At 55.7% G+C, this 26,913-nt stretch carries 17 protein-coding genes; 14 read left to right on the top strand and 3 right to left on the bottom strand.

All coding sequences use genetic code 11. The annotated features are described in order from the left end of the window. Nucleotides 1–38: 38 nt before the first annotated feature. Complete coding sequence (uvrA, locus tag IEX44_RS12965) at nt 39–2,894, bottom strand: excinuclease ABC subunit UvrA (protein ID WP_188694392.1); 2,856 nt, start codon at nt 2,892–2,894, stop codon at nt 39–41. Between the two features lie 220 nt (nt 2,895–3,114). On the opposite strand from uvrA, the gene IEX44_RS12960 reads away from it, so the two are divergent. Further along, nucleotides 3,115–4,332, top strand: coding sequence for an MFS transporter (locus tag IEX44_RS12960; protein ID WP_188694390.1), 1,218 nt, complete (start codon nt 3,115–3,117; stop codon nt 4,330–4,332). Between the two features lie 40 nt (nt 4,333–4,372). Then, nucleotides 4,373–5,743, top strand: a complete 1,371-nt coding sequence (locus IEX44_RS12955) for an MFS transporter (RefSeq protein ID WP_188694387.1) — start codon at nt 4,373–4,375, stop codon at nt 5,741–5,743. On the opposite strand, the gene IEX44_RS12950 is transcribed toward IEX44_RS12955, so the two are convergent. After that, nucleotides 5,744–6,433: a FadR/GntR family transcriptional regulator gene (locus tag IEX44_RS12950; RefSeq protein ID WP_188694384.1), complete on the bottom strand. Its 690-nt coding sequence runs from the start codon at nt 6,431–6,433 to the stop codon at nt 5,744–5,746. A gap of 209 nt (nt 6,434–6,642) precedes the next feature. On the opposite strand from IEX44_RS12950, the gene uxuA reads away from it, so the two are divergent. The 10 genes from uxuA (at nt 6,643) to IEX44_RS12900 (ending at nt 20,526) form a co-directional block, all read left to right on the top strand. Continuing rightward, the gene (uxuA, locus tag IEX44_RS12945; RefSeq protein ID WP_188694380.1) at nt 6,643–7,716 is read left to right on the top strand and encodes a mannonate dehydratase; all 1,074 of its coding nucleotides are present in this window, start codon (nt 6,643–6,645) and stop codon (nt 7,714–7,716) included. Then, on the top strand, nt 7,713–8,603 hold the full coding sequence (locus tag IEX44_RS12940; RefSeq protein ID WP_229679071.1) for an SDR family oxidoreductase: 891 nt from the start codon (nt 7,713–7,715) through the stop codon (nt 8,601–8,603). The genes uxuA and IEX44_RS12940 overlap by 4 nt, the downstream gene beginning before the upstream one ends. 306 nt (nt 8,604–8,909) lie before the next feature. After that, complete coding sequence (locus IEX44_RS12935) at nt 8,910–10,418, top strand: carbohydrate porin (RefSeq protein ID WP_188694377.1); 1,509 nt, start codon at nt 8,910–8,912, stop codon at nt 10,416–10,418. Between the two features lie 159 nt (nt 10,419–10,577). Next, entirely contained in the window at nt 10,578–11,855 is a 1,278-nt protein-coding gene (locus IEX44_RS12930; protein ID WP_229679069.1) for an MFS transporter, read from the top strand. Nucleotides 11,856–11,903: 48 nt separating this feature from the next. Then, complete coding sequence (locus IEX44_RS12925; protein WP_188694371.1) at nt 11,904–14,312, top strand: glycoside hydrolase family 31 protein; 2,409 nt, start codon at nt 11,904–11,906, stop codon at nt 14,310–14,312. Between the two features lie 225 nt (nt 14,313–14,537). Continuing rightward, entirely contained in the window at nt 14,538–15,056 is a 519-nt protein-coding gene (ssb, locus tag IEX44_RS12920; protein ID WP_188694368.1) for a single-stranded DNA-binding protein, read from the top strand. A gap of 246 nt (nt 15,057–15,302) precedes the next feature. Next, complete coding sequence (locus tag IEX44_RS12915; RefSeq protein ID WP_229679067.1) at nt 15,303–16,475, top strand: tyrosine-type recombinase/integrase; 1,173 nt, start codon at nt 15,303–15,305, stop codon at nt 16,473–16,475. Then, nucleotides 16,468–18,030 carry a site-specific integrase gene (locus IEX44_RS12910; protein WP_188694363.1) on the top strand — a complete coding sequence of 521 codons (1,563 nt, stop codon included), beginning with the start codon at nt 16,468–16,470 and terminating at the stop codon, nt 18,028–18,030. Before IEX44_RS12915 ends, IEX44_RS12910 begins: the two co-directional genes overlap by 8 nt. Then, nucleotides 18,020–20,080: an integrase gene (locus IEX44_RS12905; protein WP_188694360.1), complete on the top strand. Its 2,061-nt coding sequence runs from the start codon at nt 18,020–18,022 to the stop codon at nt 20,078–20,080. The genes IEX44_RS12910 and IEX44_RS12905 overlap by 11 nt, the downstream gene beginning before the upstream one ends. After that, nucleotides 20,080–20,526, top strand: a complete 447-nt coding sequence (locus tag IEX44_RS12900; protein WP_188694357.1) for a hypothetical protein — start codon at nt 20,080–20,082, stop codon at nt 20,524–20,526. Before IEX44_RS12905 ends, IEX44_RS12900 begins: the two co-directional genes overlap by 1 nt. Nucleotides 20,527–20,856: 330 nt before the next feature. Here the strand turns inward: IEX44_RS12900 and IEX44_RS12895 are convergent, their stop codons facing one another. After that, on the bottom strand, nt 20,857–23,214 hold the full coding sequence (locus IEX44_RS12895; protein WP_188694355.1) for a tetratricopeptide repeat protein: 2,358 nt from the start codon (nt 23,212–23,214) through the stop codon (nt 20,857–20,859). Nucleotides 23,215–23,737: 523 nt separating this feature from the next. Here IEX44_RS12895 and IEX44_RS12890 point away from each other — a divergent pair. Beyond that, complete coding sequence (locus tag IEX44_RS12890) at nt 23,738–26,155, top strand: arylsulfatase (protein WP_229679063.1); 2,418 nt, start codon at nt 23,738–23,740, stop codon at nt 26,153–26,155. 554 nt (nt 26,156–26,709) lie between these two features. After that, a partial coding sequence (locus tag IEX44_RS21070; RefSeq protein ID WP_229679060.1) for a hypothetical protein occupies nt 26,710–26,913 on the top strand: 204 nt, incomplete at its 3' end.

Raw genomic sequence — 26,913 nt, 5'->3', positions numbered from 1 at the left:
TCCTTATGTGGAGGCTTTTTTGTATCGGGCAGTCCGGGTTACTTGTGGCTGTCCAGTACGCGCTTGAGGTATTTGGCCGTATGCGACTTGGTGCTTCTGGCCACTTCTTCCGGCGTACCGACGGCGATGATCTCCCCACCACCCGCGCCACCTTCCGGGCCCAGGTCAACAATCCAGTCGGCGGTTTTGATCACGTCCAGGTTATGTTCGATCACCACCACGGTATTGCCGTGTTCGCGCAAGCGACGCACCACCCCCAGCAAGAGGTCAATGTCGTGGAAATGCAGACCTGTCGTCGGCTCATCCAGAATGTAGAGCGTGCGACCGGTATCGCGCTTGGAAAGCTCAAGCGCCAGCTTCACACGCTGTGCTTCACCACCAGACAGCGTTGTCGCAGACTGACCGAGGCGAATGTAGCCAAGGCCCACATCCATCAGCGTTTGCAGTTTGCGGGCCACGGTAGGTACCGCACTGAAGAACTCCAGCGCGTGCTCTACCGTCATTTCCAGCACTTCGGTAATGTTCTGGCCCTTGTACTGCACTTCCAGTGTTTCGCGGTTATAGCGCTTGCCATGACAAACATCGCACGGCACATAGACGTCCGGCAGAAAGTGCATTTCCACCTTGATGACGCCATCGCCCTGGCAGGCTTCACAGCGGCCGCCCTTGACGTTGAAACTGAAGCGACCAGGCCCATAACCGCGTTCACGCGATGACGGCACGCCGGCAAACAGTTCACGAATCGGCGTAAACAAACCGGTATACGTCGCCGGATTGGAGCGCGGCGTACGGCCAATCGGGGATTGATCGACGTTAATGACCTTGTCGAAATGATCCATGCCGTGCACTTCGTGATACGGCGCGGGCTCGGTCGATGCGCCATTCAGGTCACGCGCGGCAATGGCGTACAGCGTGTCGTTGATCAACGTGGATTTACCGGAACCCGACACACCCGTCACGCACACCAGCAAACCCACCGGCAACGCCAGATCAACAAACTTCAGATTGTTGCCGTGCGCCCCCTTGAGCGTGAACCATTTGTCCGGATCAGGCTGGCGACGCTCTGCCGGCAGTTCGATCCGGCGCGTACCAGAAAGAAACTGGCCGGTGATCGAATCCGGGTTCTTCATCACGACTTCAGGCACGCCTTCAGCAATCACCTGACCGCCATGCTCACCCGCGCCGGGGCCCATATCGACCAGATAATCCGCAGCGCGGATCGCGTCTTCATCGTGTTCGACCACGATCACCGTGTTATCCAGATCGCGCAAGCGCATCAGGGTGGCGATCAAGCGATCGTTATCACGCTGGTGCAGGCCGATCGAGGGCTCATCCAGCACATACATCACGCCGGTGAGACCAGAGCCAATCTGCGACGCCAGACGAATCCGTTGCGCCTCGCCCCCTGACAACGTATCAGCACTGCGTTCCAGGCTCAGATAGTCCAGCCCGACATTCACCAGAAACCCCAGTCGCTCGCGGATTTCCTTGACGATTTTCTCGGCGATTTGCGCCTTGTTGCCTTCAAAGCTCAGCGCCGTAAAGAAATGGCTGGAATCGCGGAGCGCCATTTGCGAAATCTGGTGCAGCGTTTCATCGCCCACACGCACGTAACGCGCTTCACGGCGCAAACGGGAACCCCCGCAGCTTGGGCAAGCCTGGTTGTTCTGGTACTTGGCCAATTCTTCACGTACGGCCACGGAATCAGTCTCGCGGTAGCGGCGCTCCAGATTGGGGATGATCCCTTCAAAGGTGTGCGCACGCTCAAAGCGGCTGCCGCGTTCGTTCAGATAAACGAAGGTGATTTCTTCTTTGCCCGAACCATAGAGCACCACTTGCTGGATGTTCTCCGGCAAGTCTTCCCACGCGGTATTGGTGTCGAAGTCGTAATGCGCGGCCAGATTGGTCAGCATCTGGAAGTAAAACTGGTTGCGCTTGTCCCAACCCTTGATACAACCCGCCGCCAGACTCAGTTCCGGGTGGGCCACCACACGTTTGGGGTCGAAAAACGTGATCTGCCCCAGACCATCACACTTGGGGCAGGCGCCCATCGGGTTGTTGAAGGAAAAGAGGCGTGGCTCCAGTTCAGGCAGGCTAAAGCTGCACACCGGACAGGCAAATTTGGCAGAGAACCAGTGCTCTTTGCCGCTTTCCATTTCCACGGCAATGGCACGACCATCGGCGTGTCGCAGCGCGGTCTCGAACGACTCCGCGACGCGTTGTTTCACGTCATCACGCACCTTAAGGCGGTCGATCACCACCTCAATGGTGTGTTTTTTGTTCTTGTCCAGCTTGGGAACAGCGTCGAGTTCGTATGCTTCGCCATCAACGCGTACCCGTACGAAACCCTGGGCGCGCAATTCGTCGAATAACTCGAGATTTTCGCCTTTGCGGCCAATCACCAGCGGCGCCAGGATCATCAGGCGCGTGTCTTCCGGTAGCGCCAGCACATGGTCGACCATCTGGCTGACGGTTTGCGATTCAAGTGGCAGTTCGTGATCCGGGCAATATGGCGTACCAACCCGCGCAAACAGCAAGCGCAGGTAATCGTGGATTTCTGTCACGGTACCCACGGTAGAGCGCGGGTTATGGCTGGTGGCTTTTTGCTCGATGGAGATCGCCGGGCTCAAGCCCTCGATCAAATCGACATCGGGCTTTTCCATCAATTGAAGGAACTGGCGGGCATAGGCCGAGAGCGACTCGACATACCGGCGCTGGCCTTCGGCATACAAGGTGTCAAACGCCAGGGACGACTTGCCCGAGCCAGACAACCCGGTGATAACCACGAGCTTGCCGCGCGGCAAATCCAGATTCACGTTCTTGAGGTTGTGCGTACGCGCACCACGAATACGGATCAGGGGGATATCTTGCTCGATAGCGGGACGATAGTTCATGCGCCGTATGCCAGTCGGAAAAGCCAATCCGTCAATATAACAGAATCGGTCGGTTAAACATGACGGAACAGATATGGGGCTTTTACGGGATTTCCAGCCCCCGCCAGGCGCATGACCCGTTCACCAGTGTGACCGCTGAAGGCCAGAAAAGGCCGCCCACGTCCATCATGCCAACCTGATAAACTATGTGTTTCCCGTTGATACAGTTACTTGCGACAGCATGCAGAACAGTCTGAGCACGTCGGCCAACGCAGCCGCTTCCAGTGAACAGGGCACCGCTTTCCGGGTGCTGGGCGCCATCAGTTTCTCGCACCTGCTCAACGACATGATCCAGTCGTTGATCCTGGCTATTTACCCCATTCTGAAAGGCGGTTTTAACCTGTCTTTTGCCCAGATTGGCCTGATCACGCTGACCTACCAGATCACCGCATCCCTGTTGCAACCGCTGGTGGGTTTGTATACGGATAAAAAACCTCAGCCGTACTCTTTGCCCGTGGGCATGGGCTTTACGTTGTGCGGTTTGCTGCTGCTGTCCGTGGCCCCGAACTTCGGCACGCTTTTAGTGGCGGCCGCGTTAGTGGGTACTGGCTCGTCGATCTTCCATCCGGAATCCAGTCGCGTGGCACGCATGGCGTCCGGTGGCCGCCATGGTCTGGCGCAATCGTTGTTCCAGGTGGGCGGCAATCTGGGTTCATCACTTGGGCCTTTGCTGGCGGCAGCCATCATCGTGCCGTTTGGTCAGCCCAGTATTGCGTGGTTCTCGCTGGCTGCGCTGGTGGCGATTGCAGTGCTGGTCAAAGTGGGCGGCTGGTACAAGGCGCATCACCTGGGCGCGCGCGGCAAAGGCGGTCGCAAGGTGATTCACCATCTGACCAACAAGCAAGTCAGCTTCTCGATCGGCATTTTGTTGCTGCTGATTTTCTCCAAATATTTCTACATGGCGAGCATCGGTAGCTATTTCACCTTCTACCTGATGCACAAATTCAATCTGACCGTACAAGGCGCGCAGGTGCACCTGTTTGTGTTCCTGTTTGCAGTCGCGGCGGGCACAGTGATTGGTGGCCCGGTGGGTGACCGCATCGGCCGCAAATATGTCATCTGGGCGTCGATTCTGGGCGTTGCGCCCTTTACGTTGATCCTGCCCTACGCCAACCTCTTCTGGACCGGTGTGCTGACCGCCATCATCGGCGTGATTCTGGCTTCGGCGTTCTCGGCCATTCTGGTGTACGCGCAAGAATTGATCCCGGGCAAGGTGGGCATGGTCTCTGGCCTGTTCTTTGGCTTTGCCTTTGGCATGGGCGGCATTGGCGCTGCCGTGCTGGGTATGCTGGCAGACCGAACCAGTATCGAGTTTGTGTACCAGGTCTGCGCATTCCTGCCGTTAATTGGCCTGTTGACCGCATTCCTGCCTAATCTGGAACAACCCGCAAAACAATAAACGGTGGCCCAGGGCCGCCCGACTTGACTGAACTGATCTGATGACACCTCTGGAACTTCGCGCTTCGCTCGGGCTCGCCGGGCTGTATGCCTTGCGCATGCTGGGCATGTTTTTGATTCTGCCCGTGTTTGCGGTTTACGCAGCACATTTGTCGGGCGGCGAGAATCATGCGCTGGTCGGGCTCGCGTTTGGCGCATATGGTCTTACCCAAGCGCTGTTGCAGTTGCCATTTGGCATGTGGTCAGACCGTGTTGGCCGCAAAAAGGTGATCTACTTCGGCCTTGTCATGTTTGCGCTTGGCAGCCTGGTGTGTGCCAGCGTCACCAGTATCGAAGGCATGATTCTGGGCCGTGCACTGCAAGGCGCCGGGGCTATTTCCGCCGCTATTACCGCATTGCTGGCTGATCTGACGCGTGAAGAACACCGCACCAAGGCTATGGCCATGATTGGTGCCAGCATTGCCATGACCTTTGCGATCTCACTGGTTGCTGCGCCCAAGCTGACCAACTGGATTGGCCTGCCCGGTATTTTCTTGCTCACCGCCGGGTTGACCGTCGCGGCCATCATTGGGGTCTGGAAAATCATTCCCAGCCCGGCCCTGTCGCGTTTTCATTCAGACGCTGAGGCCAGCGCGGCACGCCTGCCCACCGTACTGAAACACCCGCAGTTGCGCCGTCTCAACTATGGTGTCTTTGCGCTTCATGCCGCGCAAATGGCCATGTTCACCGTCATGCCGCTGCTGCTGGCCAGCACAGGCCACGTGCCCGTCGCCAATCACTGGATGGTGTACCTGCCGGTCGTCATTGTTGGTTTCATTTTCATGGTGCCGGCCGTGATCGTGGCGGAAAAACGCAACAAGCTCAAAAGCGTGTTCCTGCTGGCCATTGCACTGATGTTGATCGCGCAAACCGGCATGGCACTGTACATGCCCAATCTGACCATGATCTGCATCTGGCTGGGCGTATATTTCATCGCGTTCAACATTCTTGAGGCCACCCAGCCCAGCCTGATCAGCAAGATTGCACCGACTGCAGCTAAAGGTACGGCCATGGGCGTGTACAACACCTGCCAGTCGCTCGCCATGTTCGTCGGCTCTGCGGCAGCTGGCTGGCTGTTTCAGCATGGCGGTGCCGCGCCAGTTTTCTGGTTGTGCGCGGTACTCATGGCGTTCTGGCTGATTGTCACCTTCGGGTTACAGCCCCCTTTGCCGGTCAAGACGCAGATGTTCCATATCGGTGAGCACTGGCGCGGCGATGCGGCGCATCTCACGGCCGAATTGTCCGCGCTGGCAGGTGTAAAAGAAGCGGTCGTGCTGATTGATGAACGCGTTGCGCTGCTGAAGGTACTGCAAAGCGGCTGGGATGAGGCTGGCGTCAAAACCCTCATCGACGCCACCCGTAATGCGAGCTGATCAACTCTGGCGGAACAGCTTTTCCAGCACCTGATCCAGATGTCGTTGCATGGCTGCCCTTGCCGCCCCTGGATCGTGGGCCGCGATGGCGGCATGAATGGCACGGTGCTCCTCAACAACATGCGACGCCCACGGCACCACGCCATAGTGGTTTTCCAGTTGCTGGAACAAGGGCGAATAGCGCTTGTTCCACAGCGTCTGTGACATTTCCTGCAAAACCTCATTGCCGGTCATTTCGGCAATCAGCCAGTGAAAGCGGCGATCACTATCGTGAAATGCCGCGTTTTCCTCGTCTTCACGGGCCATTTCATCCAGTAGCAGACCCAGCGCGGCAATTTGCGCCGGGCTGGCGCGTTCTGCAGCCAGTGCGGCCAGATCACCCTCAAACAGGCTGCGTGCCTCCAGCAGCGCCGTCGCACTGGTGACATCCGCACCTTGCACGGCGACCACGGGTTCTTCTGCTGCCAGCACAAACACGCCGGTCCCCGTGCGGATTTCCACCCACCCTGCAATCTCCAGCGCAATCAGCGCTTCGCGTACCGATGAGCGCCCTACTCCCAACTGTCGTGCCAGATCACGTTCTGCCGGCAAGGCTTCGCCGACTTTGAAACGGCCATCCTTGATGTACTGGATGATCAGACTGGAGATCTGGCGGTAAAGACGCTCGACCTTGAGGGTGGGTAAATCCATACGGTTTTCCTGAGTTAATCAGCGTTGCATCGCGAAATGTGCCGCGCCCTTTGGGGTCATGTCAAAGACTGGGCGGGCTTGCTGAGGATCTTTTGCGATACGTCAATCTGACCACCTTGCGAAGGTTGATTTGCATGTTGATACTTCAATCACTTTTCAGGTGGCCTGACCACCATACCACATGACCACATTCGTGACTGGAGTAACCCATGAAAATGACTTTTCGCTGGTACGGTGAAAGTGACCCCATCAAGCTGGAGCACATCCGCCAGATTCCAGGCATGTACGGCATCGTCAGCGCGGTCTATGACGTCCCCGTCGGGGAGGTCTGGCCCCTCGCCAATATCATGGCGCTCAAACAGAAGATTGAATCCCATGGGCTGGCCTTTGACGTGATTGAAAGCGTGCCCGTGCATGAGGACATCAAGCTGGGCAAACCAGGACGTGAGCGCCTCGTCGCCAACTATTGCCAGACGCTGAAGAACCTGGCGCAGTGTGGCCTTAAGGTGGTGTGTTACAACTTCATGCCTGTCTTCGACTGGACCCGCACCACGCTGGAAAAAAAACTCGAAGACGGTTCGACCACCCTCGCATTTGATGTAGAGGCGGTGAACCGCATTGATCCATCCCAGGGCATCCAGCTGCCTGGTTGGGATGCCAGCTATCAGCCCGAAGCCCTGAAAGCACTACTCGCCGAATACAACGCCATTGGCGAAGCGCAACTCTGGGCCAATTTGACCTGGTTCCTGGAGCGCGTTATTCCGGTGGCGCAAGCAGCCGGTATCAACATGGCGATCCACCCGGACGATCCACCCCGTCCGATTTTTGGTCTGCCGCGCATCGTCAAGAACCGCGAAGATCTGGCACGACTGTTGAAAATCGTCGATAGCCCGGCCAATGGGCTGACCTTGTGTTCAGGTTCTCTGGGGGCGGATTGCCACAACGATATTGTGGCCATGGTGCGAGAATTTGCCGGTCAGGGCCGGATTCACTTCGCCCACATGCGCAATGTCCGCAACAACGAGGCGGGAGATTTTTACGAAACCAGCCACCGCTCTGCCGATGGCTCGCTGGATATGGCGGACATCATGCGTGCGTATTTCGACGCCGGGTTTGAAGGTTATATCCGCCCTGACCATGGCCGCATGATCTGGGGCGAAACCGGCAAGCCTGGCTACGGTTTGTACGATCGCGCACTGGGCGCGGTGTATCTCAACGGCTTATGGGAGGGCATCGCCAAAGAAGCCGCCGCACTCACCGCAACCCAAGGACAAACACAATGAATCACGCATCCCCGATGAACTTGCCCTTTGTCCCTGCTGACCTGGCAGGCCAGGTCGCCGTTATTACCGGCGCGGGTGGGGTGTTGTGCAGTGAACTGGCCCGGGCACTGGCCCATGCCGGCATGAAGGTCGCCCTACTGGATTTGAATCTGGCTGCAGCCGAAGCCGTGGCCGCGCGTTTACGTGACGAGGGCTGCCACGCCATTGGTCTTGCCGCAGATGTACTTGAACGCGCATCACTGGAAACCGCAGCGGCAGCTGTATTGCAACAACTGGGGCCGTGCTCCGTGTTGCTGAACGGCGCGGGCGGTAATCACCCCAAGGGAACGACCACCAAAGAATGGCTGGAACCCGCCGATCTGACCGATAAAACCCTGACCAGTTTTTTTGATCTGGACCCGGCCGGGATTGGCTTTGTGTTCAACCTCAATTTCCTGGGCACCCTATTGCCCACACAAGTATTTGCTCAGCAGATGCTCACAGCAGACGGTACGGCCAGGCCCGGTTGCAGCGTGATCAACGTCTCTTCCATGAATGCGTTCTGCCCGCTCACCAAAATTCCGGCCTACAGCGCAGCCAAAGCGGCCGTGAGCAATTTCACGCAATGGCTGGCCGTACACTTTTGCAAAGTAGGTATTCGCGTTAACGCACTGGCGCCAGGGTTCTTTCTGACTGCGCAAAACCACAAACTCTTGTTTGATGAAGCCAGCGGAGAACCCACCGCGCGGGCCGGCAAGATTCTGGCCCATACCCCGATGGGGCGCTTTGGCGAAGCAGCTGAACTGACCGGCACGATGTTGTGGTTAGCCAGCAGCGCAGCCTCCGGCTTTGTAAACGGCGTCGTCGTGCCAGTGGATGGCGGTTTCTCCGCTTATTCTGGCGTCTAACCCTCCAACCCAGGCCGTGCCGGGTAAACCGGCACGGCATTTACAGCCACAGATATGTTGTGAATCCATGCGATCTGGTTTTTAACCAGAGGGAGAAATATTGCCGTCGCAAATCCAGGAAAACCTTGTTCAGGTATTTTTTCTGGCCATTTAATTTAAATCCAGATAATTGACAAAAAAATAGAAATACTAAATGTAATAAAAAAAATTAAAAAAACCGCCACCCAATACCCGATTCATTAGCTCCTGCACAGATTTTCGCATTGATCAGATTTCCTGATCTGCACAAACGAGGGGGAGATAATGATGAAATTGAAAACAACCCGAATTGCCGCATTGATTTGCCTGATATACGGCACGCAGTCCTGGGCTGCAGACGCCACCACGCAGGCCAATTCAGCAGCCCGGCAAGCCCAGGATGCCGCAACGCAAGTTGAAGCCCTGAAGCAAGCGCTGGCGCAAGCCCAGACCGCAGCGGCACAAGCGCAGGAGGCGGCAGCACAAGCGCAAGCCGCCGCTGTCCAGGCCCAAGCCAGCGCAGTGCCCGCTGCTGGACCGGCCAATACCAGCGCGGCGAACCAGAGCGCGGTGGGGACGGTCACCAGCAACGGCTATTTCCGTGCGGGCTTTGGCGAGGCAGGCAAAGGCGGCTCCATGGAATGTTTTGGTGTCGGCTACGCCAAATTCCGTTTCGGCAACGAGTGCGATGCCTATGCCCGGATTGGTCTTCATTCACCTATCTACAACCAGTCAAACGGCGCAGTGTGGTCCGCCCACGCCTCATTACTGGCGACCGCCCCTTATTCAGATTGGGGTGGTAACAAGATCAGTTTTGCAGAGATGTATACCGACGTTGCCCGTTGGGGCGACGGCCCGCTCAAGGGCGCCTCGCTGTGGGTTGGCCGCCGCTACTACGATCGTCCCGACATCTATCTGCTGGATTACAAGTATCAACAAGGTGATGGTGACGGCGGCGGTATCGAGAACGTAGATACCGGCTGGGCTGGTTCGAAATTCAGCTACGCCCTGATCCGCCCGCGCGATGGCAACAACAATGGCCGGACCTGGCTGGAAAACCTGTTCAAATTGTCCGGACTGAAAGCAGGCCCCGGCGCCTTTACTTTCAACGCGGGTCTGACTGCCGGCTGGAAGTCTGATGACACGACCATGGCGCAAACGGATGCGTCCGGAAACACCGTCTTAACGACTACGCCGACCAAGTCCACCGCCAGTGGCTGGTATCTATCCGCCCTGTACAAGCATCCGGTTGCAGACTGGGGCAATAACACCGTCGGCATCCAGTACGGACGGGGCGCCAATGCCAACGGCAACTTTGGCCAGGTGTTGCAGAACGCAACGGCCAGCGATGCCACCTTCCAGATCTTCAGTACGGCTGCGCTGGACATCCCGAACAGCAAATGGACTGCACTGGCCGCCGTCGTCTACCGCCAGGATCAGTACAAATACGCTAACAACGGTGACGACAAGTGGTTCTCGGCGGGCTTGCATCCGCAATATCACTTTAACGACATGTTCGGCCTGGCAACGGATTTCGGATACCAGAGTTACAAGCCCGACAGCACCGGTAAAACCGAAACGCTGGGCAAAGCCACCGTTGCCTTGACCGCCGCGGCGGGTAGAAGCGCCCTGGCCAGACCGGAAATGCGTGTGTTCTACACCTACGCACGCTGGAACGACGCTGCCCGCAACGATCGTAACAACTTCATGAATCAAGCCAATGGCAAGACGCAAAGCGTGGATGCAAACGCCACCAACGGCAGTTCATTCGGGGTCCAGGTGGAGTCCTGGTGGTAAGGCATAACGCCTGATCATCGCCCTTTTTTAATTTCTTTTCGTTCTGTCTTTCAACACCGTCCGTTTTTCCCGGGCAAGCCCAAGGTTTGCCCGGGGTCATCGCTGGAGTGTTATATGGATTCGCCGTCTTTATCTCAAAAAAGTACCGGTTTCAGAAATATGCGGTGGGTGATTATTGTCTTGTTTATTTCAGGTGTGACGCTCAATTACGTCACCCGGAATTCACTTGGCATTATGGCGCCTGAATTGAAAACATTGTTCAATATGAGCAATGAGCAATACGGCTACATCACCACCGCTTTTCAGGCAGCCTATACCATTGCCCAGCCCATTTGCGGCTGGCTGATTGACGTCATCGGATTAAAAATCGGCTTTGCTGTTTGTGCCGTTTTGTGGTCGATAACCTGTATTTTCCATTCAGGCGCAGCCAACTGGATTCACCTGGCCATCCTGCGCTTTTTCATGGGCACCACCGAGGCGGCGGCTGCGCCGGCCAACGCCAAGGTCATGACCGAATGGTTTCCCAAGAAAGAACGCACCATTGCCAACGGATGGGGCGGTGTCGGGTTTTCATTGGGGGGCATGCTGGCCCCGCCGCTGATCTATGGCTTGCATTCTGTTTTTGGCTGGCAGGCCGCCTTTGTCGTGCCGGGCGCGCTGGGTATTGTCTGGGCGCTGATCTGGTGGAAGGTGTACGCACCGCCGCGGGAGAGCAAGCTGATCAACCCGGCAGAGCGCGAGCATATTCTGGCCGATCAAGACCCGCCGTTCACCGGCAAGAAACCGGCACTGTGGACCTCGCTGGGCCAGTTACTGAAAATCCGCCGCTTTTATGGCATTGCCCTGCCCGCCTTTCTGTCAGAGCCGGCATGGCAAGCACTGGGTTTCTGGGTGCCGCTGTATATGGCCCAGGTGCATGGGTTCAAGCTCAAAGACATTGCGATGTTCGCCTGGCTACCGTTCTTGCTGGCAGATATTTCCAACGTTCTGGGTGGTTACATGGTGCCGCTGCTGAGCAAACGCTTCAACCTGAGCCGGATTAACGCCGCAGTACTAACGTCAACAACAGGTGCGTTTTGCATGTTGTGCCTGACCGCCGCCGCTTTCTCCCAAAACCCTTATATCGCGGTATTGCTGATTTCGATGGGCGGCTTTGGCCACCAGTTGGTCTCCAGCATGCTGGGCGTACTGGTCATGGAAACCATCCCGGCCCAGCAAGTGGCGACTGCCAACGGTTTGCGCGGCTCCTTCGCCTGGGTGGCGGCGGCGATCTCCACGCTGGTTATTGGCCACGTCACCACGCTGTATGGCGCAGGCGGTTTCTTTGGCGTGTTTATTTGCCTCGGCCTGTTTGATCTGGTTGGCGCGCTGCTGATGTTCATCTTTATCTGGGATCGTCGCCCTTCAATGCCTCCCGCTGTGCCGGTCATGGCGTGAGCACCACGGTTTATTGCATCTGTTTTTCATAGTTCAACGGAGACACCAATGAGTTCCATTGCCAACCCCCCTGTTTTTGAGCTGGCACGCCAGGAAGGGGCCCATCTGACTTTTGCGGCAACCTCAGAAAACCATATCGCCCACGTCTTTGTGCTGGAAGAAGACATTATTCGCGTCATGGTATTGCCCGACGGCAAACTCAATCACCCGGCCACGTGGGCCGTTGCGCCGGGGCTGGACGACGTGCCACCGCAAGGTCGTGACCGGTTTGATCTGTCAGGATTTAACCTGCCCGGTTTTACACTCAGCCAGGGTGAAGACACATTTGTCCTGACCACCGCACAATTGCGCCTGACCATCACCCGTACTGGCTTCAAATGCAGCTGGGAAACCTGCCTGAATAGCCAATGGCTGCCAGCCGCAGCCGATCGTGTCACCGAAGCCGTCAACTTCGGCTGGTGGGATCAGCGCGTCTATCACTATCTGCAACGCACGCCAGACGATATGTACTTTGGCCTGGGCGAACGGACCGGCGATACCAATCGCCATGGCCGTCGCTTCAGCATGATCAACGTAGATTGCCCTAGCTATAACGCCCGCACGACCGACCCGCTCTATAAACACATCCCGTTTCATCTGAGCTGGCACCGCACCAACAAAGTCCCGCTGGGCATCTTTTACGATACCTCGGCAGATTGCCACTTTGACATGGGCTGCACCATTGATGCCTACAACGGCTTGTTCCGCTCCTTTGTGGCTGAACATGGCGATCTGGATTACTACATCATTGGCGGCGCCAGCCTGCTGCATATCGTCCAGCGCTACACCTGGCTCACGGGTCGCCCGGCGCTGATGCCGCGCTGGGGTCTGGGGTATTCCGGCTCGACCATGGCCTATACCGATGCACCCGATGCACAGGAGCGCATGAATGAATTCCTGGCACATTGCGAAGAGCACGACATCCTGTGCGACTCATTCCATCTTTCTTCTGGTTACACCTCCATTGGCGACAAACGCTATGTGTTTAACTGGAACAAGAGCAAGTTCCCGGACCCGGCCCGTTTTGTAAAACACTACCGGGACCATGGCATCCGCCTGATTCCCAACATCAAACCTTGTCTGCTGCACGACCATCCCCGCTACGCAGAAGCGGCAGCGCGCGGGCTGTTTGTCAAAGATCCGGATGGCACCCCCAACATGGCGCAATTCTGGGGCGGCTTTGGCTCTTATCTGGACTTCACCAATCCCGAAGCCGCAACCTGGTGGGAAAGCAATATCAAATCCACGCTGCTGGATTTCGGCATGGCCGCCATGTGGAACGACAACAACGAATACGAAATCTGGAATTCGCATGCTCGCGCACATCAGTTTGGTACGCCCCGCCCAGCTGCGCAGGCCAAGCCACTGCAAACCATGCTGATGGTGCAATCTTCCCGCCGCGCACAAGTAGCACACGACCCTGCACGCCGCCCGTTCCTGGTCACGCGCGCCGGGTTTACCGGTATGCAGCGTTATGTCCAGACCTGGTCTGGTGATAACTACACCAGTTGGGAAACACTCAAATACAACATCAAGATGGGTGTAGGCCTGGCTTTGTCTGGCGTCTCCAATACCGGTCACGACATTGGTGGTTTTGAAGGCCCGGTGCCATCGCCAGAATTGTTTGTCCGCTGGATTCAGGCCGGACTGTTGCTACCACGTTTCTCTATCCACTCCTGGAAACCTGGCGAAATCGTCAACGAACCATGGATGTACCCGGAAGCGACGCCGCAGATTCGTGACCTGATCCGTTTCCGTTATCGTCTGCTGCCGCATCTGTACCACTTGTTATGGCGCTCGCACGTGGCATGCGAGCCGGTGATCCGGGCAACGTTCCTGGCATTCCCGGATGACCCGCGTTGCTATGAAGAAAACGATGAGTTCTTGCTGGGTGATCACTTGCTCGTGGCCGCTGTGGTTGAAGAAAACCAGACCACGCGGCGTGTATACCTGCCTGCAGGTACCGCGTGGTATGACCTGCGCGACGGCAATTTGTATACCGGCGGTCAGGAAGTGACTGTATCCGCCACACTGAAGGAATTGCCGCCGCTGTTTGTACGGGAAGGCGCCGTACTTGCCCTGAACGTGGCCGAACAGCATTTCAACCGTCCTGCGGATGCCCGTGGCTTCGCCCTGTTCCCGCATCAAGGTCCAGGCGTAGTTTCTACCCAATGCTTTGATGACGACGGCGAACAACTGGTCGCCATGGACGATGCAGACCAGCACCTGTGGCAAGTCCGTCTGGAAAGCACCGCCACCGCAATTGACCTGCACTTGCGCTGCCCGGCCGCCAAACCAACCCGCGCGGTCACAATCGTGCTGCCTGCCAAAGAGATGCGGCCGTTGCGTTGCGCCGGCTGGACGATCAGCGCTGACCGGCAAAGCGCAATGGGTCGGCAGATCACGCTGAATGCGTGATTGAGCACCTCGCCTTGTCTGCACCAACCGGCACATCCCCACTGATGTGCCGGTTTTTTGCGGCAGCCCAATCCGCTAGAGAAGCCGGTCAGCGCGCTAGCCCGATATATCGCATCAAAGGCGTAAACCTGGCTCGCGCCCGCGCGCCTACCCCGTTATACTCACCCGTTATCCAGGCGCTTTTGCAGCGCCGTCTGTCATTCATCTTCAAGGAAATACCACTCTATGGCATCGCTCAACAAAGTGCTGTTGATCGGCAACCTGGGCCGCGACCCGGAAACCCGCTATCTGCCCTCTGGCGGCGCCGTATGCAATTTCAGCATTGCCACTACGGAACGCTTCAAGGACAAACAAGGTCAGCAACAAGAAAAGACCGAGTGGCATAACATCACCATGTACAACCGTCTTGCAGAAATCGCCGGTCAGTACCTGAAAAAAGGTAGCTCGGTGTATATCGAGGGTCGTATCCAGACGCGCAAGTGGCAAGACAAGCAAACCGGTGCTGATCGTTACACCACCGAAATCATCGCCGACCAGATGCAAATGCTGTCTGGCCGTGGTGGTAGCGGCATGGGTGGTGATCAAGGCGGTAGCGGTTACGAAGACTTCAACCAGGAATACGCAGCCGCACCAGCGCCAGCCGCTCGCCCGCAAATGGCCGCTCCGGCCCCGGCCGCAGCAGCCCCGAAAAAGCCGGCCCCGGCCCGCAGCTTTGATGATTTTGAGGATGACATCCCGTTTTGAGACGTACCTTTTTCATAAATGTTAACAACAAGAGCGGAGTCATTGATTTGATTCCGCTTTTTTGTTGTTTACAGTTTTTTCCAGCAGACCTGCTATGACGTATTAGTGTTCACCTCTTATGGGTGTAAACAAATGTACGTCAATCCATACTCCGTCCGGACCCTCGTTCTCCGTTCTGGCGAACGACTGCCTGTCCTGATTGAACGCACTTCGGGCGAACCCCTGTTCGAACCCACGGTGTATTCGTTGAGCGAACTCCGTGCCACCAACAAAGCCAGTAATACGATTGATCAAACGCTCAGATCAATCATGCATCTTCATCTATTTCTCCACGCCCGAAACATCGAACTCGACGAAAGACTCCGTCAGAACACCATTCTTTCACTGAACGAACTTGATGATCTTGTCCGATATTGCAAGCAGAGAATCGTTGAACAATTATCCACAGATCATTTCCCCTCCCAAGCTCGCTCCCCACGGCGGGGCAAATCCGAGTCGATCCGCCTTGTTCAGTCGCAAACGATAGTTCCGGGGGTTAAGGGGCACACCGCAGCCAACCGCATCCGTGCAATCCGCGATTATCTAGACTGGCTTGTTCGCTATCACATAGGACATACCTCTCCAAGCAGGGATGAAGAATCCGTTCTTTGGGCTGCCTGGGTACGGTGCAAGGATGGGCTGAGCGCTCGAATCCCAAGGCATAAAAGCTGGAACCGGGTCGGCCAACGTGAAGGACTGGCCAACGTGGTGCGCGAACGGCTACTGGCCGTGACCGCGCCCGAGTCGACCGAGAACCCTTGGCTTAGCGAAGGGGTTCGACTACGAAACCACCTGATTATTCGTTGGCTCCATGACCTTGGGCTGAGGCGGGGCGAGCTTCTTAATATCAAGATTTCCGATATTAACTTCCAGGCCGAGGAAGTCATCATTGCGAGGCGAGCCGATGATCCTGAGGACCCCAGAAAAACAGAGCCCCGAGTCAAAACCAGGGATCGGAAATTGCCTCTATCTTCTGCTTTATGCAAGCTCACCCACGACTATATTGCCAAGACACGTCGGGGAATTGAAAAAGCGAGACGCCACCCATTTCTGTTCGTCGCCTCAGGTACAGGGGCCCCGCTTTCGCTGAGCGCCGTAAACGACATATTCATTGAACTGCGGTTAGCCTTTCCAGAATGGTTCGAACAGGTCACTCCGCACGCACTGCGTCACACCTGGAATGATCGATTTTCCGAGACGATGGATACCCAACGCATTTCCGAACCCGATGAACAGCGTATGCGATCTTTCTTGATGGGCTGGTCGCCAACCTCGCAAACCGCAGCGGGCTATACCCGAAGGCATATTCGCATCAAAGCACAACGGGTTTCGCTTGAAATGCAGAGCAAGCAAATTAGTGGGGGCACTACGGATGAGTAGCCAAGCGCCTAAACTAGTCCAAAGAAACACTTGGACCTTACCTTCAAGCGTGGAAACATTTAGCGGAGCGGTATTCGATCCAAATAAAAAATGCTGGAAGTTTCATGATGGGCTTGCGTCAATTAGCTTAAATTTTGATCGACTAATACCGTATTGCACAAAAAATATAATTGAACAAGCAAAACCGGCCTTGATCTGGTATTTGGAGAATACGGAAAGCGCAACATCTGTCGGAGCGTTCAATCACCTACTTCGAATGATAACGACAATGGCTACGACGACCGGAAATCCCGTGAACATCATTGATTCATACTTATTAATAAATTACCACAATACACTCAACGCTGAAACCGAATGGAAATTAGGGTCATTGAGGGCATTTTTAAAAAAATGGCACCAGCTTGGAATCCCCGGAATAACAGATGATGCAGCAAAATATCTAAGTAAAATTCGCCTGAAAGGAAACAGAAAAGGTACCGCCGTACTCACAATGAATCCCACTTTGGGCCCATTGACAGACACTGAACGGTCGGCGATTCAAAGAGCATTAAATCATTTTTTTTCAAATGGAGAGGTAGCCCTAGATGATTATCTATTAGCCTGGCTTAGCCTCCTTTTAGGACAGAGAAATATTCAAATTGCAATGCTAAAGGTTTGCGATATACAGAAAATACAAAAAGCGGATGGAAGCCACGAATACGTTTTGAGAGTGCCACGTGTCAAACAAGCAAACGCTATGATGCGCCGGGAGCAATTCACCGATCGGCTTATAACAGAGACAATAGGTGCAATGCTTTTTGCATATGCCGCTCAAGTTAGACTTCGCTTCGAGAAAATCAAAAACTTCGTCGGGGCCGCTTCAGATGCTCCACTATTTCCTCAAAGGAAAAAAAACCGAAGTTATCGCCATGCTTTTCAATACCATACATCACCACGCGAAATTGGAAATAGAATCAGCTCTATTTTCGAAGATCTAAAGGTCATTTCGGAGCGAACAGGTGAACCAATTGAAATCACTTCCAAGCGACTCAGACATACCGTTGCGACAGTTGCAGCTCGTGAGGGACACGGCGAACTAATTATTGCAGAACTATTGGATCATTCGGACACCCAGAACGTTGGAATTTACGTCAAAGCAACTCCCGAAATTATTGAGCGTATTGACAAAGCAATCGCACTGCGAATGGCCCCGCTTGCTCGCGCGTTTGCGGGTACTTTCATCGAGGACCAATCCGATGCCGTATTCAACAATGATCATGCATACCGAATCGCAGATCCGCGCTTTGACACCAAACTAAAACCAATGGGCAATTGCGGCCGCCACGGTGCATGTGGGTTCCTTGCCCCCATTGCCTGTTACACCTGCCCCAGTTTTCAAGCATGGGTGGAAGGACCCCACGAAGAAGTTCTCTCATACTTATTAGCGGAGCGTGAACGTCTCTTGAAGAAAACAGATACCCGTATTGCGACGATCAACGACCGGACTATTCTCGCTGTTGCCGAAGTAGTGAAACACGTTCGAGAAACAAAAGAGGGGCCTACCGATGACCTCTAACATTCTGGTGTTTACCCCCAAAGCAGAGGTCGACGCCTCAGTAAATCTCTTTGCCTTCATTGCCATCTGCAAAGAGCAGCTTACGGTCTTTGGCGCAGACTTGCCATTTGATGAGTTCGTCTGGGATATCACCGAAGCAGTGCAACTCAAAGGGCATGGAAGCATGCGAGTCCGCATTTCTTTTTCCACACTTGAAACTGCAGACTCAGTAAATCCGGCACCTATGCAAGAACCATTTTGTTCCTTTGCAAAAGCCTGCGTTCGTTACCTGCAGGGTATGCGCCCAACAAAGAATCCAGCATTCCGTGTAACCGCACTACGCGCACTCGACGCAGCACTTAGAGAATGCGAACAGACGAACCCGGCAAAGATCGATGGAGATATCCTGAATCGAGCCGCCAACCATCTTATTAATCGCCTAAGCCCAGCCACAGCCTATCGTGTGGGGGCCCAATTGGAGCTGATCGCAACGTTCCTCGCAGACCATCGATTGACGATAACGCCACCCGCCTGGCACAGCCACATCAAACGCCCTATCGACACCGTCCGAGTCGGCCAAGAGTTCGACTTACGCCGCGCCGAGAAAATGCCATCGCAAGCTGCATTGGAGGCACTGCCTAGAGCGTTTTACATAGCAAAAGATCCAAAGGATTTACTGTTTTCATCGATAGCGGCCATTCTTTGTTCTGCCCCCGACCGCATCAATGAAGTGCTACTGCTTTCCGAAAACTGCGAAGTCCACGACAAGACAGCTTCCGGCCAGGATGCCTATGGCTTGAGATGGTGGCCCGCAAAGGGAGCGGATCCAATGGTGAAATGGATCATCCCTTCGATGGCCAGGGTTATTTCCGAAGCAATCGAGAGAATAAGGCGAGTTACCGCAAACACACGTGAAATCGCCCTGTGGTATGACTCAAATCCCAACAAACTCTTCCTGCCTCAGGACCAGGAACACTTTAGAACTCAGGATCTGCTGTCTATGGAAGAGCTCAACGAGATCATCTGGACTGATTGTACAAATAGGACATCCGCTCTCGCCTGGTGCCGAGCCAACAATATCCCCACCCGGGTAGAGCCCGGTCAACGTGCCACCAAGGTCGGATTCGCAGATGTTGAGAAAGAGCTGTTGACTCAACTTCCTCCCGGGTTCCCCTATTTGAACCGGGAAATCGGGATCAGATATTCCGAAGCACTATTTATCACGCGAAGAAATGAGCTCCACCCAAACAAAGCAACCTTCCGTTCCGTCATTAATGCCATCGACATTAACCAGGTAAATACCGAGCTGGGAGCACGAGCGGAGCACGGGTTTGTATCGCTTTTTGGAAGGCTTGGATTCACGGAGCCCGACGGCAGCCCTATCCAGGTTACAACTCATCAGTTCCGGCACTATTTGAATACGCTGGCCCAAGCGGGTGGCATGAGCCAGCTGGATATCGCCAAATGGTCTGGCCGCACCAACATCCGCGAGAACAATGCCTACGATCATGTGAGCGCAGATCAGATGGTGGCGCAGATTCGCCGGTCTATAGGGGATGATTCACAAATGTTCGGTCCGCTAGCAAAACTCCCGAAGAACATCCCCATTTCAAGAGATGAGTTCGCCCGCCTTAAAATACCAACCGCCCACACCACAGATTTTGGCTTCTGCGTTCATGACTACACGATGACCCCCTGTGAGCAGTTTGCCGACTGCATCAACTGCAACGAGCATATCTGCGTGAAGGGGGATGCTCACAAAGCAGCGATGGTCCGACGCAGACTTGAGGAAGCGCAAGACCTGCTTTCTCGGGCCAAGATCGCATCTGACGAAGGATACTACGGAGCCAATCGATGGCTGGACCACCACGAGAAAACCGTAACGCGATTGAGCCAGCTGGCAGCAATTCTCGACGATGACTCAGTGCCAAGTGGAGCAATGATTCAGCTTTCTGACATTCCCACCATTTCTCAAACCCAGCAAGCTATTGAGGATAGGAGTGACTGGGATGGTGAATTACGGGCACTACTCATGCAGCCTGATCAGCCTCGTTTACCAAAAGGTGAATGATGTCCAAGCGCCGCGCCAAAAATCTCAATGACGAAATCATCAACCTCGTAACCGGACTCCTTGATGGTTGGTCCGGGAAGATCACCTGGGATCTTCTGATTGATGCCATTGAAGTCCGTCTACGCACACGTTACACCCGGCAAGCGCTACACGCTCACGCCAGAATCAAGTTGGCTTACCAAACCACCAAAGATCGGCTAGCAGATAGCCCCAAAGTGGCAGAGCCTCTCAAACTGTCGGAGGCGGAAGTAGTAGCTCAAACAGAGCGGTTAAAGCGACTGGAAGCCGAGAACCGACGACTTCAGCTGGAAAATGAACGGCTTCTGGAGCAGTTTGTGACTTGGGTATACAACGCTCACTTGAAAGGCCTGACTAAGGAATTTCTCGGTCGGCCGCTTCCATCGATCGACCGTTCGGTGACCAGGCTACCAACAACAAAGTCTTGACCGTTTAGCCGAACTCAACAGGCCACGCACACGTGTTTTGTGCCCTGTTGCTGACGAAGCCTGATCACGTCGCAGGGCAAACATGCGCAATATGCGGTTCAACTGCATATGAGGTGATTCGACTGCTTATCGGTGTGGATTCAACCGGTCGATGCAACACACTAGAACCTGCGCAAGCAAATGGCTGGTATGAGAAGTGAAGCGGGCATTGTAATGGCTACAACAACAGGCCCAATCCAGAACAGATTGCCCAGTGTCATCGCCCTCCGATATCCCTATGAGACATGCCAGCAAATTCCAGAGCGCTCGCATCTTCGCAATACAAGAAAGTCATTGCGCCCCACTGGTCTGGCCGCGTTGCAACGCCGGTTCTGAGGGGCTGATTTTCAACCATCGGCCTGCGATGATCTGCGCGCCTGCAATGTCACCGGCTTCCGTGTGATATCGCACTGCCGTCAAGGCACTCTCGCGGTGTTCCGGGTGCGCCTTCATCACTGCATCCAGTACTTTCAACGCGGCTTTGGGGTCGCCCGTGTCATGAAGCGCCACGGCATAAACATACCCAAAGCCCGCATCATCTGGCGTTTTTTGCCAGGCGCTCTTGAGTGACTGTACGGCGGCTGTACGGTCACCAGCCCGCACCTGCGCCAACCCTAGCGCATGGTAGAGCAAGCCGGAATCGGGGTGCCGGGCGATCGCTTCACGTAACAATTTGATGCCGTCATCACCATTGCCTGCGGCAGCAAGCTCGTCGGCTTTCATGGTCACGGCCGGCAGGAAATCCGGGTCGCGTGCCAGCGCAAGATCGACTTCGCGCTGTGCATCCGCTTGCTGATCCAGGTCGCGATACAAACCGGCCAGATTCACGTGCGATTCTGGCCGTTCTGCCAGGTCTTGCTGCACTTGCCGATACTCCGCGATAGCTTGATCCCAGCGGCCCCGGTCTGTTCCCAGTTGGTCACGGGCATCGACCAGCTGGCGCGCGGCTTCAATCCGCACCCCACGCACCGCATCGGCCAGCAATGGTGTCAGCAAGGGTTTGCGGGCATCCGGGGGCAGCATGCCCAGGGCATGAATCGCGGCAATGCGCACGGCCGGGTCAGTGTCTTTGAGTGCTACAACTACGGTCTTCACCGTCTGTTCGCTGGGATAGCGCGCGGCCTCTTCCAGTGCCGTCGCCCGTCGGATAGGTGGAATCGACGGGTCCAGCACCAGCACATTCAGAATATCGGCGGCACCAATCCCCCCGGTACGCAGGCTATGCATCATTTGGCCATAGCTGACCGGGCGGGTGTGTTTGCCAAACCATGCCTCCAGTTTCGAGGCTGCCCATTCTGGCGTTTTATCTTTGTGGCAGGTCGTGCAGGCATCCGGTGTACCCAGTTCCCGCGCCAGGTCTGGCCGGGGAATGGTCAGCGAGTGATCGTGGCGGAAATCCACTTCCATGTAGTACTTGCCCGGCATATGGCAGGCCACGCAGGATGATCCAGGGCTTCCTTGCGGGTGATGTGTGTGTTCCGGCGTGTCGTAGTCTTTGCGCTTGAGCGTTTGCGTATTCAGCCCCACCCGCTGAATCGGCGCAGTGGCATTGTGGCATTGCAGACATAACGCATTCCCCTGCAGACGAACCTCCCCGGTGTGCGGATTGTGGCAATCCAGGCAGGTCACGCCTTTCATGAACATCTTGCTCTGCGCAAATGAGCCGTACTCAAAGTCCTCTTCCTTGAAGTGTCCGTCCACTTCATAAGCCGCCTGGGTCAGCAGATTGAGCGAGTAATCATCTGCCAGCCGGTGGGTGTGGACAAAGCCATCCGCCAGTGGTGCTCTGCGGCTGTGACAACGCGCGCAGGTTTCCAGCACCGTGGTCTGGCTTGCGCCTTTGAGGGGCACCTCAAAGCCGGCGCCCGTCAACGGCTTTTTGTCCCCGGTTGCCCACTCCAGATGCGCTGATGCTGGCCCATGACAAGCCTGACAGCCTACGCCCAATGCTTGCCACGTGGATTTGAATGAATTGTCGGCCGGGCTGTAGTTCCGCTTCATGTCGGTGACATGGCACTCCGCGCACATGAAGTTGGCGTTCTGCGCCAGTTTCGTCCAGTGCAACTCATCCGTGGCCGTAACGTGATCCTTGGGGTGCAGATGAAACCAGGTTTTGCGCTCGACATCCCACGCAATGCCCAGTGCCTGCAAATGGCCGCCCGGCATGGCGATCAGATACTGCTGCAATGGGGCGACACCAAAGGTGAAGGCCACCTTGTAGCTACCCAACTTGCCGTCCGCACCATCGGTATCCACCCAGTACTCGGTGCCCTTGCGGTAAAACCGGCTGGTGGTGCCGGCGTAATTGAAGGTGGCATTGTTGAAATTGCCCAGTACGGTATCGGGGGCCGGGGTCTCCATGGCTTTGGCGTGATGCGAGTTTTTCCAGGAGGCAAACTCGGCAGAATGACAGGACACGCAGCGCTGTTCGTCGACAAACCTGGCATGCACGGCAGAGAGCCGGGCCGGTGCAGGACGCCCCAGCACCTGGAACTGGTACAGCAAGAACACCCCCAGCACCACAACCAGCATCACGGCAGCGGCAATGAACCAGCGCCGGCTATGGAAAATGGGGTGTGATGACGGTACGGCAGGCGCAGCGGCAACGGCGGCAGGCGGTTGCTGCTTTCGGCGAGAGGCTTTACCCATGAGCGGTGGGGAGGCTGATTTTATAGTGGTTGCAGGCTAGGCAATGCCTTGAGCAAATGCAAAACCGCCCTGGCACGCCCGTTCTTTTGTCCGGTATTCCCAAGCGCCCGCAACAAATGTCTGTTCACGGAGTGTGCTAATCAAGCGCTTGATCTTTCAAGGCCTATAAACGCAAGCCGCAAGCCTGGTTGATATTGCCCGTCGCAGATTCTAACCTTTCTTTTGCGCAACCCTTTCTTCTTTTCAGGTAGTACCTGTCTGCCCGGGCACAGTTAGCGTGCGAATGAAGAAAGCGGCCCACAACAAATGGCGTCCCATTATTTGCGCGACATCGGAGCGGTATTTGCCAGTGTCGGAAAATTGTCATGTCCCAGGTGTTGCCCAAGGAGAGTTCATCGTGAAGCGGTTCCCCGAGTATGCGTGCCTGCAATTCAGGGCATTGAAAAACCTCATACTGCAGCGTACGCGGCCAAATAGAGGCCAGACCCACCGTGGGTGGTCCGGTTTGATTGCAGTGGCCATCGTGGCTGCCTTGCTAGGCTCTGCGGGTGCCTATGCGCAGGATGCTTCTCCACCGGGTACCGTTTTGCCAGACCGTCGCCCTGCGCCATTCAAGGGGACGATCGGCATGTCATTCGCTGACTCCAAACCGGATTTTCCGCACAACAGAAAAGCACCAGCCGGCGCGCCCAACGTGCTGCTGATCTTGCTGGATGATGTCGGTTTTGGTGCCGCCTCTACATTTGGCGGGCCGATTCCAACCCCCACCATCGATAGCATTGCCAAAACCGGCTTGCGCTATACCCAGTGGAACACGACATCGTTGTGCTCTCCCACGCGTTCAGCCTTGCTGACCGGGCATAACCACCACGAGGAAGGCTTTGGTGTCGTCGCCGAAATGTCGACTGGTTTTCCTGGTTACGATGCCATCCTGCCAGACACCTCCGTCACCATTGGCGAGATCCTCAAGGACAATGGTTACAACACGGCCTGGTTTGGCAAAAACCACAACACACCTGATTCGGAAACCAGCCAGTCTGGCCCGTTCACGCAGTGGCCAACCGGCATGGGGTTTGAGTATTTCTACGGTTTCAACGGTGGTGATACCAACCAGTGGGCACCCGCGCTGATCGAAAACACGACCCCGATCGAGCCACCTGCCGGACAGAAAAACTATCACTTCCTCACGGATATGACGGACCACGCCATTACCTGGGTTCGTAACCAGAAGACCATTGCGCCCAACAAGCCGTTCTTTATCTATTACGCACCAGGGGCCACCCACGCTCCGCATCACGCGCCCAAAGAATGGATCGCCAAGTTCAAAGGCCAGTTTGATCAGGGCTGGAACAAGGTCAGCGAAGAAACCTTTGAGCGGATGAAGAAGGCCGGCATCATTCCTGCCAACTCCAAATACAACCCGCTGCCCGGCGAGGTGGGTGATTGGGACAGCCTGACGGCTGACCAGAAAAAAGTGTATGCCCGCATGATGGAGGTTTATGCGGCCTACCTGGCCTTTGCAGATGAAGAAGCTGGGCGTTTGCTGGCTGCCATTGATGAACTGGGCGTCAGAGACAACACGCTGGTGATTTTCGCCGTGGGTGACAACGGTGCCAGCGCGGAAGGCGGGTTCTCCGGCACGTTGAATGAAGTCGCCGCGGACCTGAACAGCTATCGCCCGGATGCGGTTCCGGAGGCCTTGAAAGACCTGGATGCCATTGGCGGACCGACCACCTACAACCACTTCCCTGTAGGCTGGGCGTTGGCGACTAACGCGCCGTTCAAGTATGCCAAACGCCAGGCCTCCCACTTCGGGGGGACCCGCAATGGCCTTGTGATCTCCTGGCCCAAGGGTATTCCTCAGGGCGGTGAAATCCGCACGCAGTTCCATTATGTCAGCGACATTGTGCCGACCATCCTGGAGGCTGCACATATCCCGCAGCCCAAGGTGGTGAACGGGGTCAAGCAGATCCCCATGTCTGGTATCAGCATGCTGTACACCTTCAACCCCGCCAATGCCAACGCGCCAAGTCACCGCCATGTCCAGTATTTTGAAATGGGCGGCGCGCGCGCGATTTACAAAGACGGCTGGATTGCTGCAACCACACACGGACTGAAACCGTGGGCTGATGCTGCATCCAAAGGCAATTTTGATAAGGACACATGGGAGCTGTACGACCTGAAGAACGACTTTACCGAGCACGATGATCTTTCTGCCCAGAACCCGAAGAAGCTGAAAGAGTTGCAAGCGGCGTTCATGGTTGAGGCCAAAAAGTACAAGGTGCTGCCGCTGGATGACCGGACGGTAGAACGGTTCAGTACCAAACTCACTGGTCGCCCAAGCGGCGGGCTGGATGGCATCAACAAGATCACGTTCTATCCGGGTATGGTTCGTCTGCCGGAAGGGAGTGCGCCTGAAATGAAGAACCGCTCCTTCAAGATCACGGCCTACGTCGATACCAAAGATGGCGACCCTAGCGGCATTCTGATTACCCAGGGCGGCCTGTTCTCTGGCTGGGCGCTGCGGGTGGTCGATGGTCAACCCCAGTTCATCTACAACTGGATGAAGGAGCAGTTCACGACCATCAAATCCAGTGAGAAGCTCCCGTCAGGCAAGGCGCAGATCCGGTTTGAATTTGCCTACGACGGCGGTGGTGTAGGTAAGGGCGGCACTGGCACCTTGTTCATCAATGACAAGAAAGTCGCGGAAGGTCATATCGAGAAGACCGTCCAGAATCGCTTCTCGTTCGATGAAACCATGGACGTCGGTGAAGACACAGGCACCCCGGTGTTCCCGGATTACCAGGACAAGATGCCCTATGCCTATACCGGCAAACTGGAAAAGGTGGTGATTGAACTGGCCCCAGTACCCGGCAATGACAAGAAGGCCGTCGATAACGCTAAAAAGGATGCCGCCACGGCGGTGTCGTTGACGGATTGATCGACGTGGGAGGCTGCCGTTAGCCCCCCCAGAAACGAAAGAAGCACCTTTGGGTGCTTCTTTCGTTCAAGGACTTGCAGAGGTTGTTGATTTGTACTTAAGCGCATTCGCTACCGATCAGCTCCTCTGGCTCTTAGGCATAACCCAGCTTGTCTGCCTAAGATAACTCATTGCTTTTACGACCTCGCCATAGGCGCGGAGTTTGACTTTCTTGCAAATGACTATCGGGGAGACCGAATTGGACAGACGCAAGTTTTTGCTGGCGGGTACACCAACGCCAGTGCCTGGCACAATTAAGCGCCCTTTGCTGTTGCGTTCAGGTTCGCCGGCACCACGGGCTAGCCTTCGAGATGCCGGATTTTGAACTGGTGAGCTGAGTTGTTGCCGTTGTTCCAGGGATAAAGCGCTCTCGCGTTTTATCCCTTGAGTGGCTCGCCACGAATGCGGGCCACCCTGCCTTTTGCCTGACCGGACACCCTGGACTGCCCACACGGTAGTCCAGGTCGTGTCGCCGGTTTTGCGCACACCTTCCCTGTCAAATTCTGGAGAAACCGATGCGTACACGCATTCAACTTGCCTTGCCTGCCCTGAGCGGCATGGTACTGGCGCTATCTTCTGCCCAGGCCTGGTCTGACAGTGATTCAGACCTCGCCCAGAAACTGAGCAACCCGGTGGCCGCATTGATCAGCGTGCCCCTTCAGTTCAACTACGACGATGACATCGGCCCATCGCGGGATGGCGACAAATATCTGCTGAAT

It is taken from the genome of Silvimonas amylolytica, assembly GCF_014645555.1.
GTDB lineage: Bacteria > Pseudomonadota > Gammaproteobacteria > Burkholderiales > Chitinibacteraceae > Silvimonas > Silvimonas amylolytica.
This window is presented reverse-complemented; position numbering and strand designations above follow the sequence as displayed.

Coding starts and splice junctions, on each gene's coding strand:
- uvrA (WP_188694392.1), bottom strand. CDS start 2,894: ATGAACTATCGTCCCGCTATCGAGCAAGATATCCCCCTGATCCGTATT.
- IEX44_RS12960 (WP_188694390.1), top strand. CDS start 3,115: ATGCAGAACAGTCTGAGCACGTCGGCCAACGCAGCCGCTTCCAGTGAA.
- IEX44_RS12955 (WP_188694387.1), top strand. CDS start 4,373: ATGACACCTCTGGAACTTCGCGCTTCGCTCGGGCTCGCCGGGCTGTAT.
- IEX44_RS12950 (WP_188694384.1), bottom strand. CDS start 6,433: ATGGATTTACCCACCCTCAAGGTCGAGCGTCTTTACCGCCAGATCTCC.
- uxuA (WP_188694380.1), top strand. CDS start 6,643: ATGAAAATGACTTTTCGCTGGTACGGTGAAAGTGACCCCATCAAGCTG.
- IEX44_RS12940 (WP_229679071.1), top strand. CDS start 7,713: ATGAATCACGCATCCCCGATGAACTTGCCCTTTGTCCCTGCTGACCTG.
- IEX44_RS12935 (WP_188694377.1), top strand. CDS start 8,910: ATGAAATTGAAAACAACCCGAATTGCCGCATTGATTTGCCTGATATAC.
- IEX44_RS12930 (WP_229679069.1), top strand. CDS start 10,578: ATGCGGTGGGTGATTATTGTCTTGTTTATTTCAGGTGTGACGCTCAAT.
- IEX44_RS12925 (WP_188694371.1), top strand. CDS start 11,904: ATGAGTTCCATTGCCAACCCCCCTGTTTTTGAGCTGGCACGCCAGGAA.
- ssb (WP_188694368.1), top strand. CDS start 14,538: ATGGCATCGCTCAACAAAGTGCTGTTGATCGGCAACCTGGGCCGCGAC.
- IEX44_RS12910 (WP_188694363.1), top strand. CDS start 16,468: ATGAGTAGCCAAGCGCCTAAACTAGTCCAAAGAAACACTTGGACCTTA.
- IEX44_RS12905 (WP_188694360.1), top strand. CDS start 18,020: ATGACCTCTAACATTCTGGTGTTTACCCCCAAAGCAGAGGTCGACGCC.
- IEX44_RS12900 (WP_188694357.1), top strand. CDS start 20,080: ATGTCCAAGCGCCGCGCCAAAAATCTCAATGACGAAATCATCAACCTC.
- IEX44_RS12895 (WP_188694355.1), bottom strand. CDS start 23,214: ATGGGTAAAGCCTCTCGCCGAAAGCAGCAACCGCCTGCCGCCGTTGCC.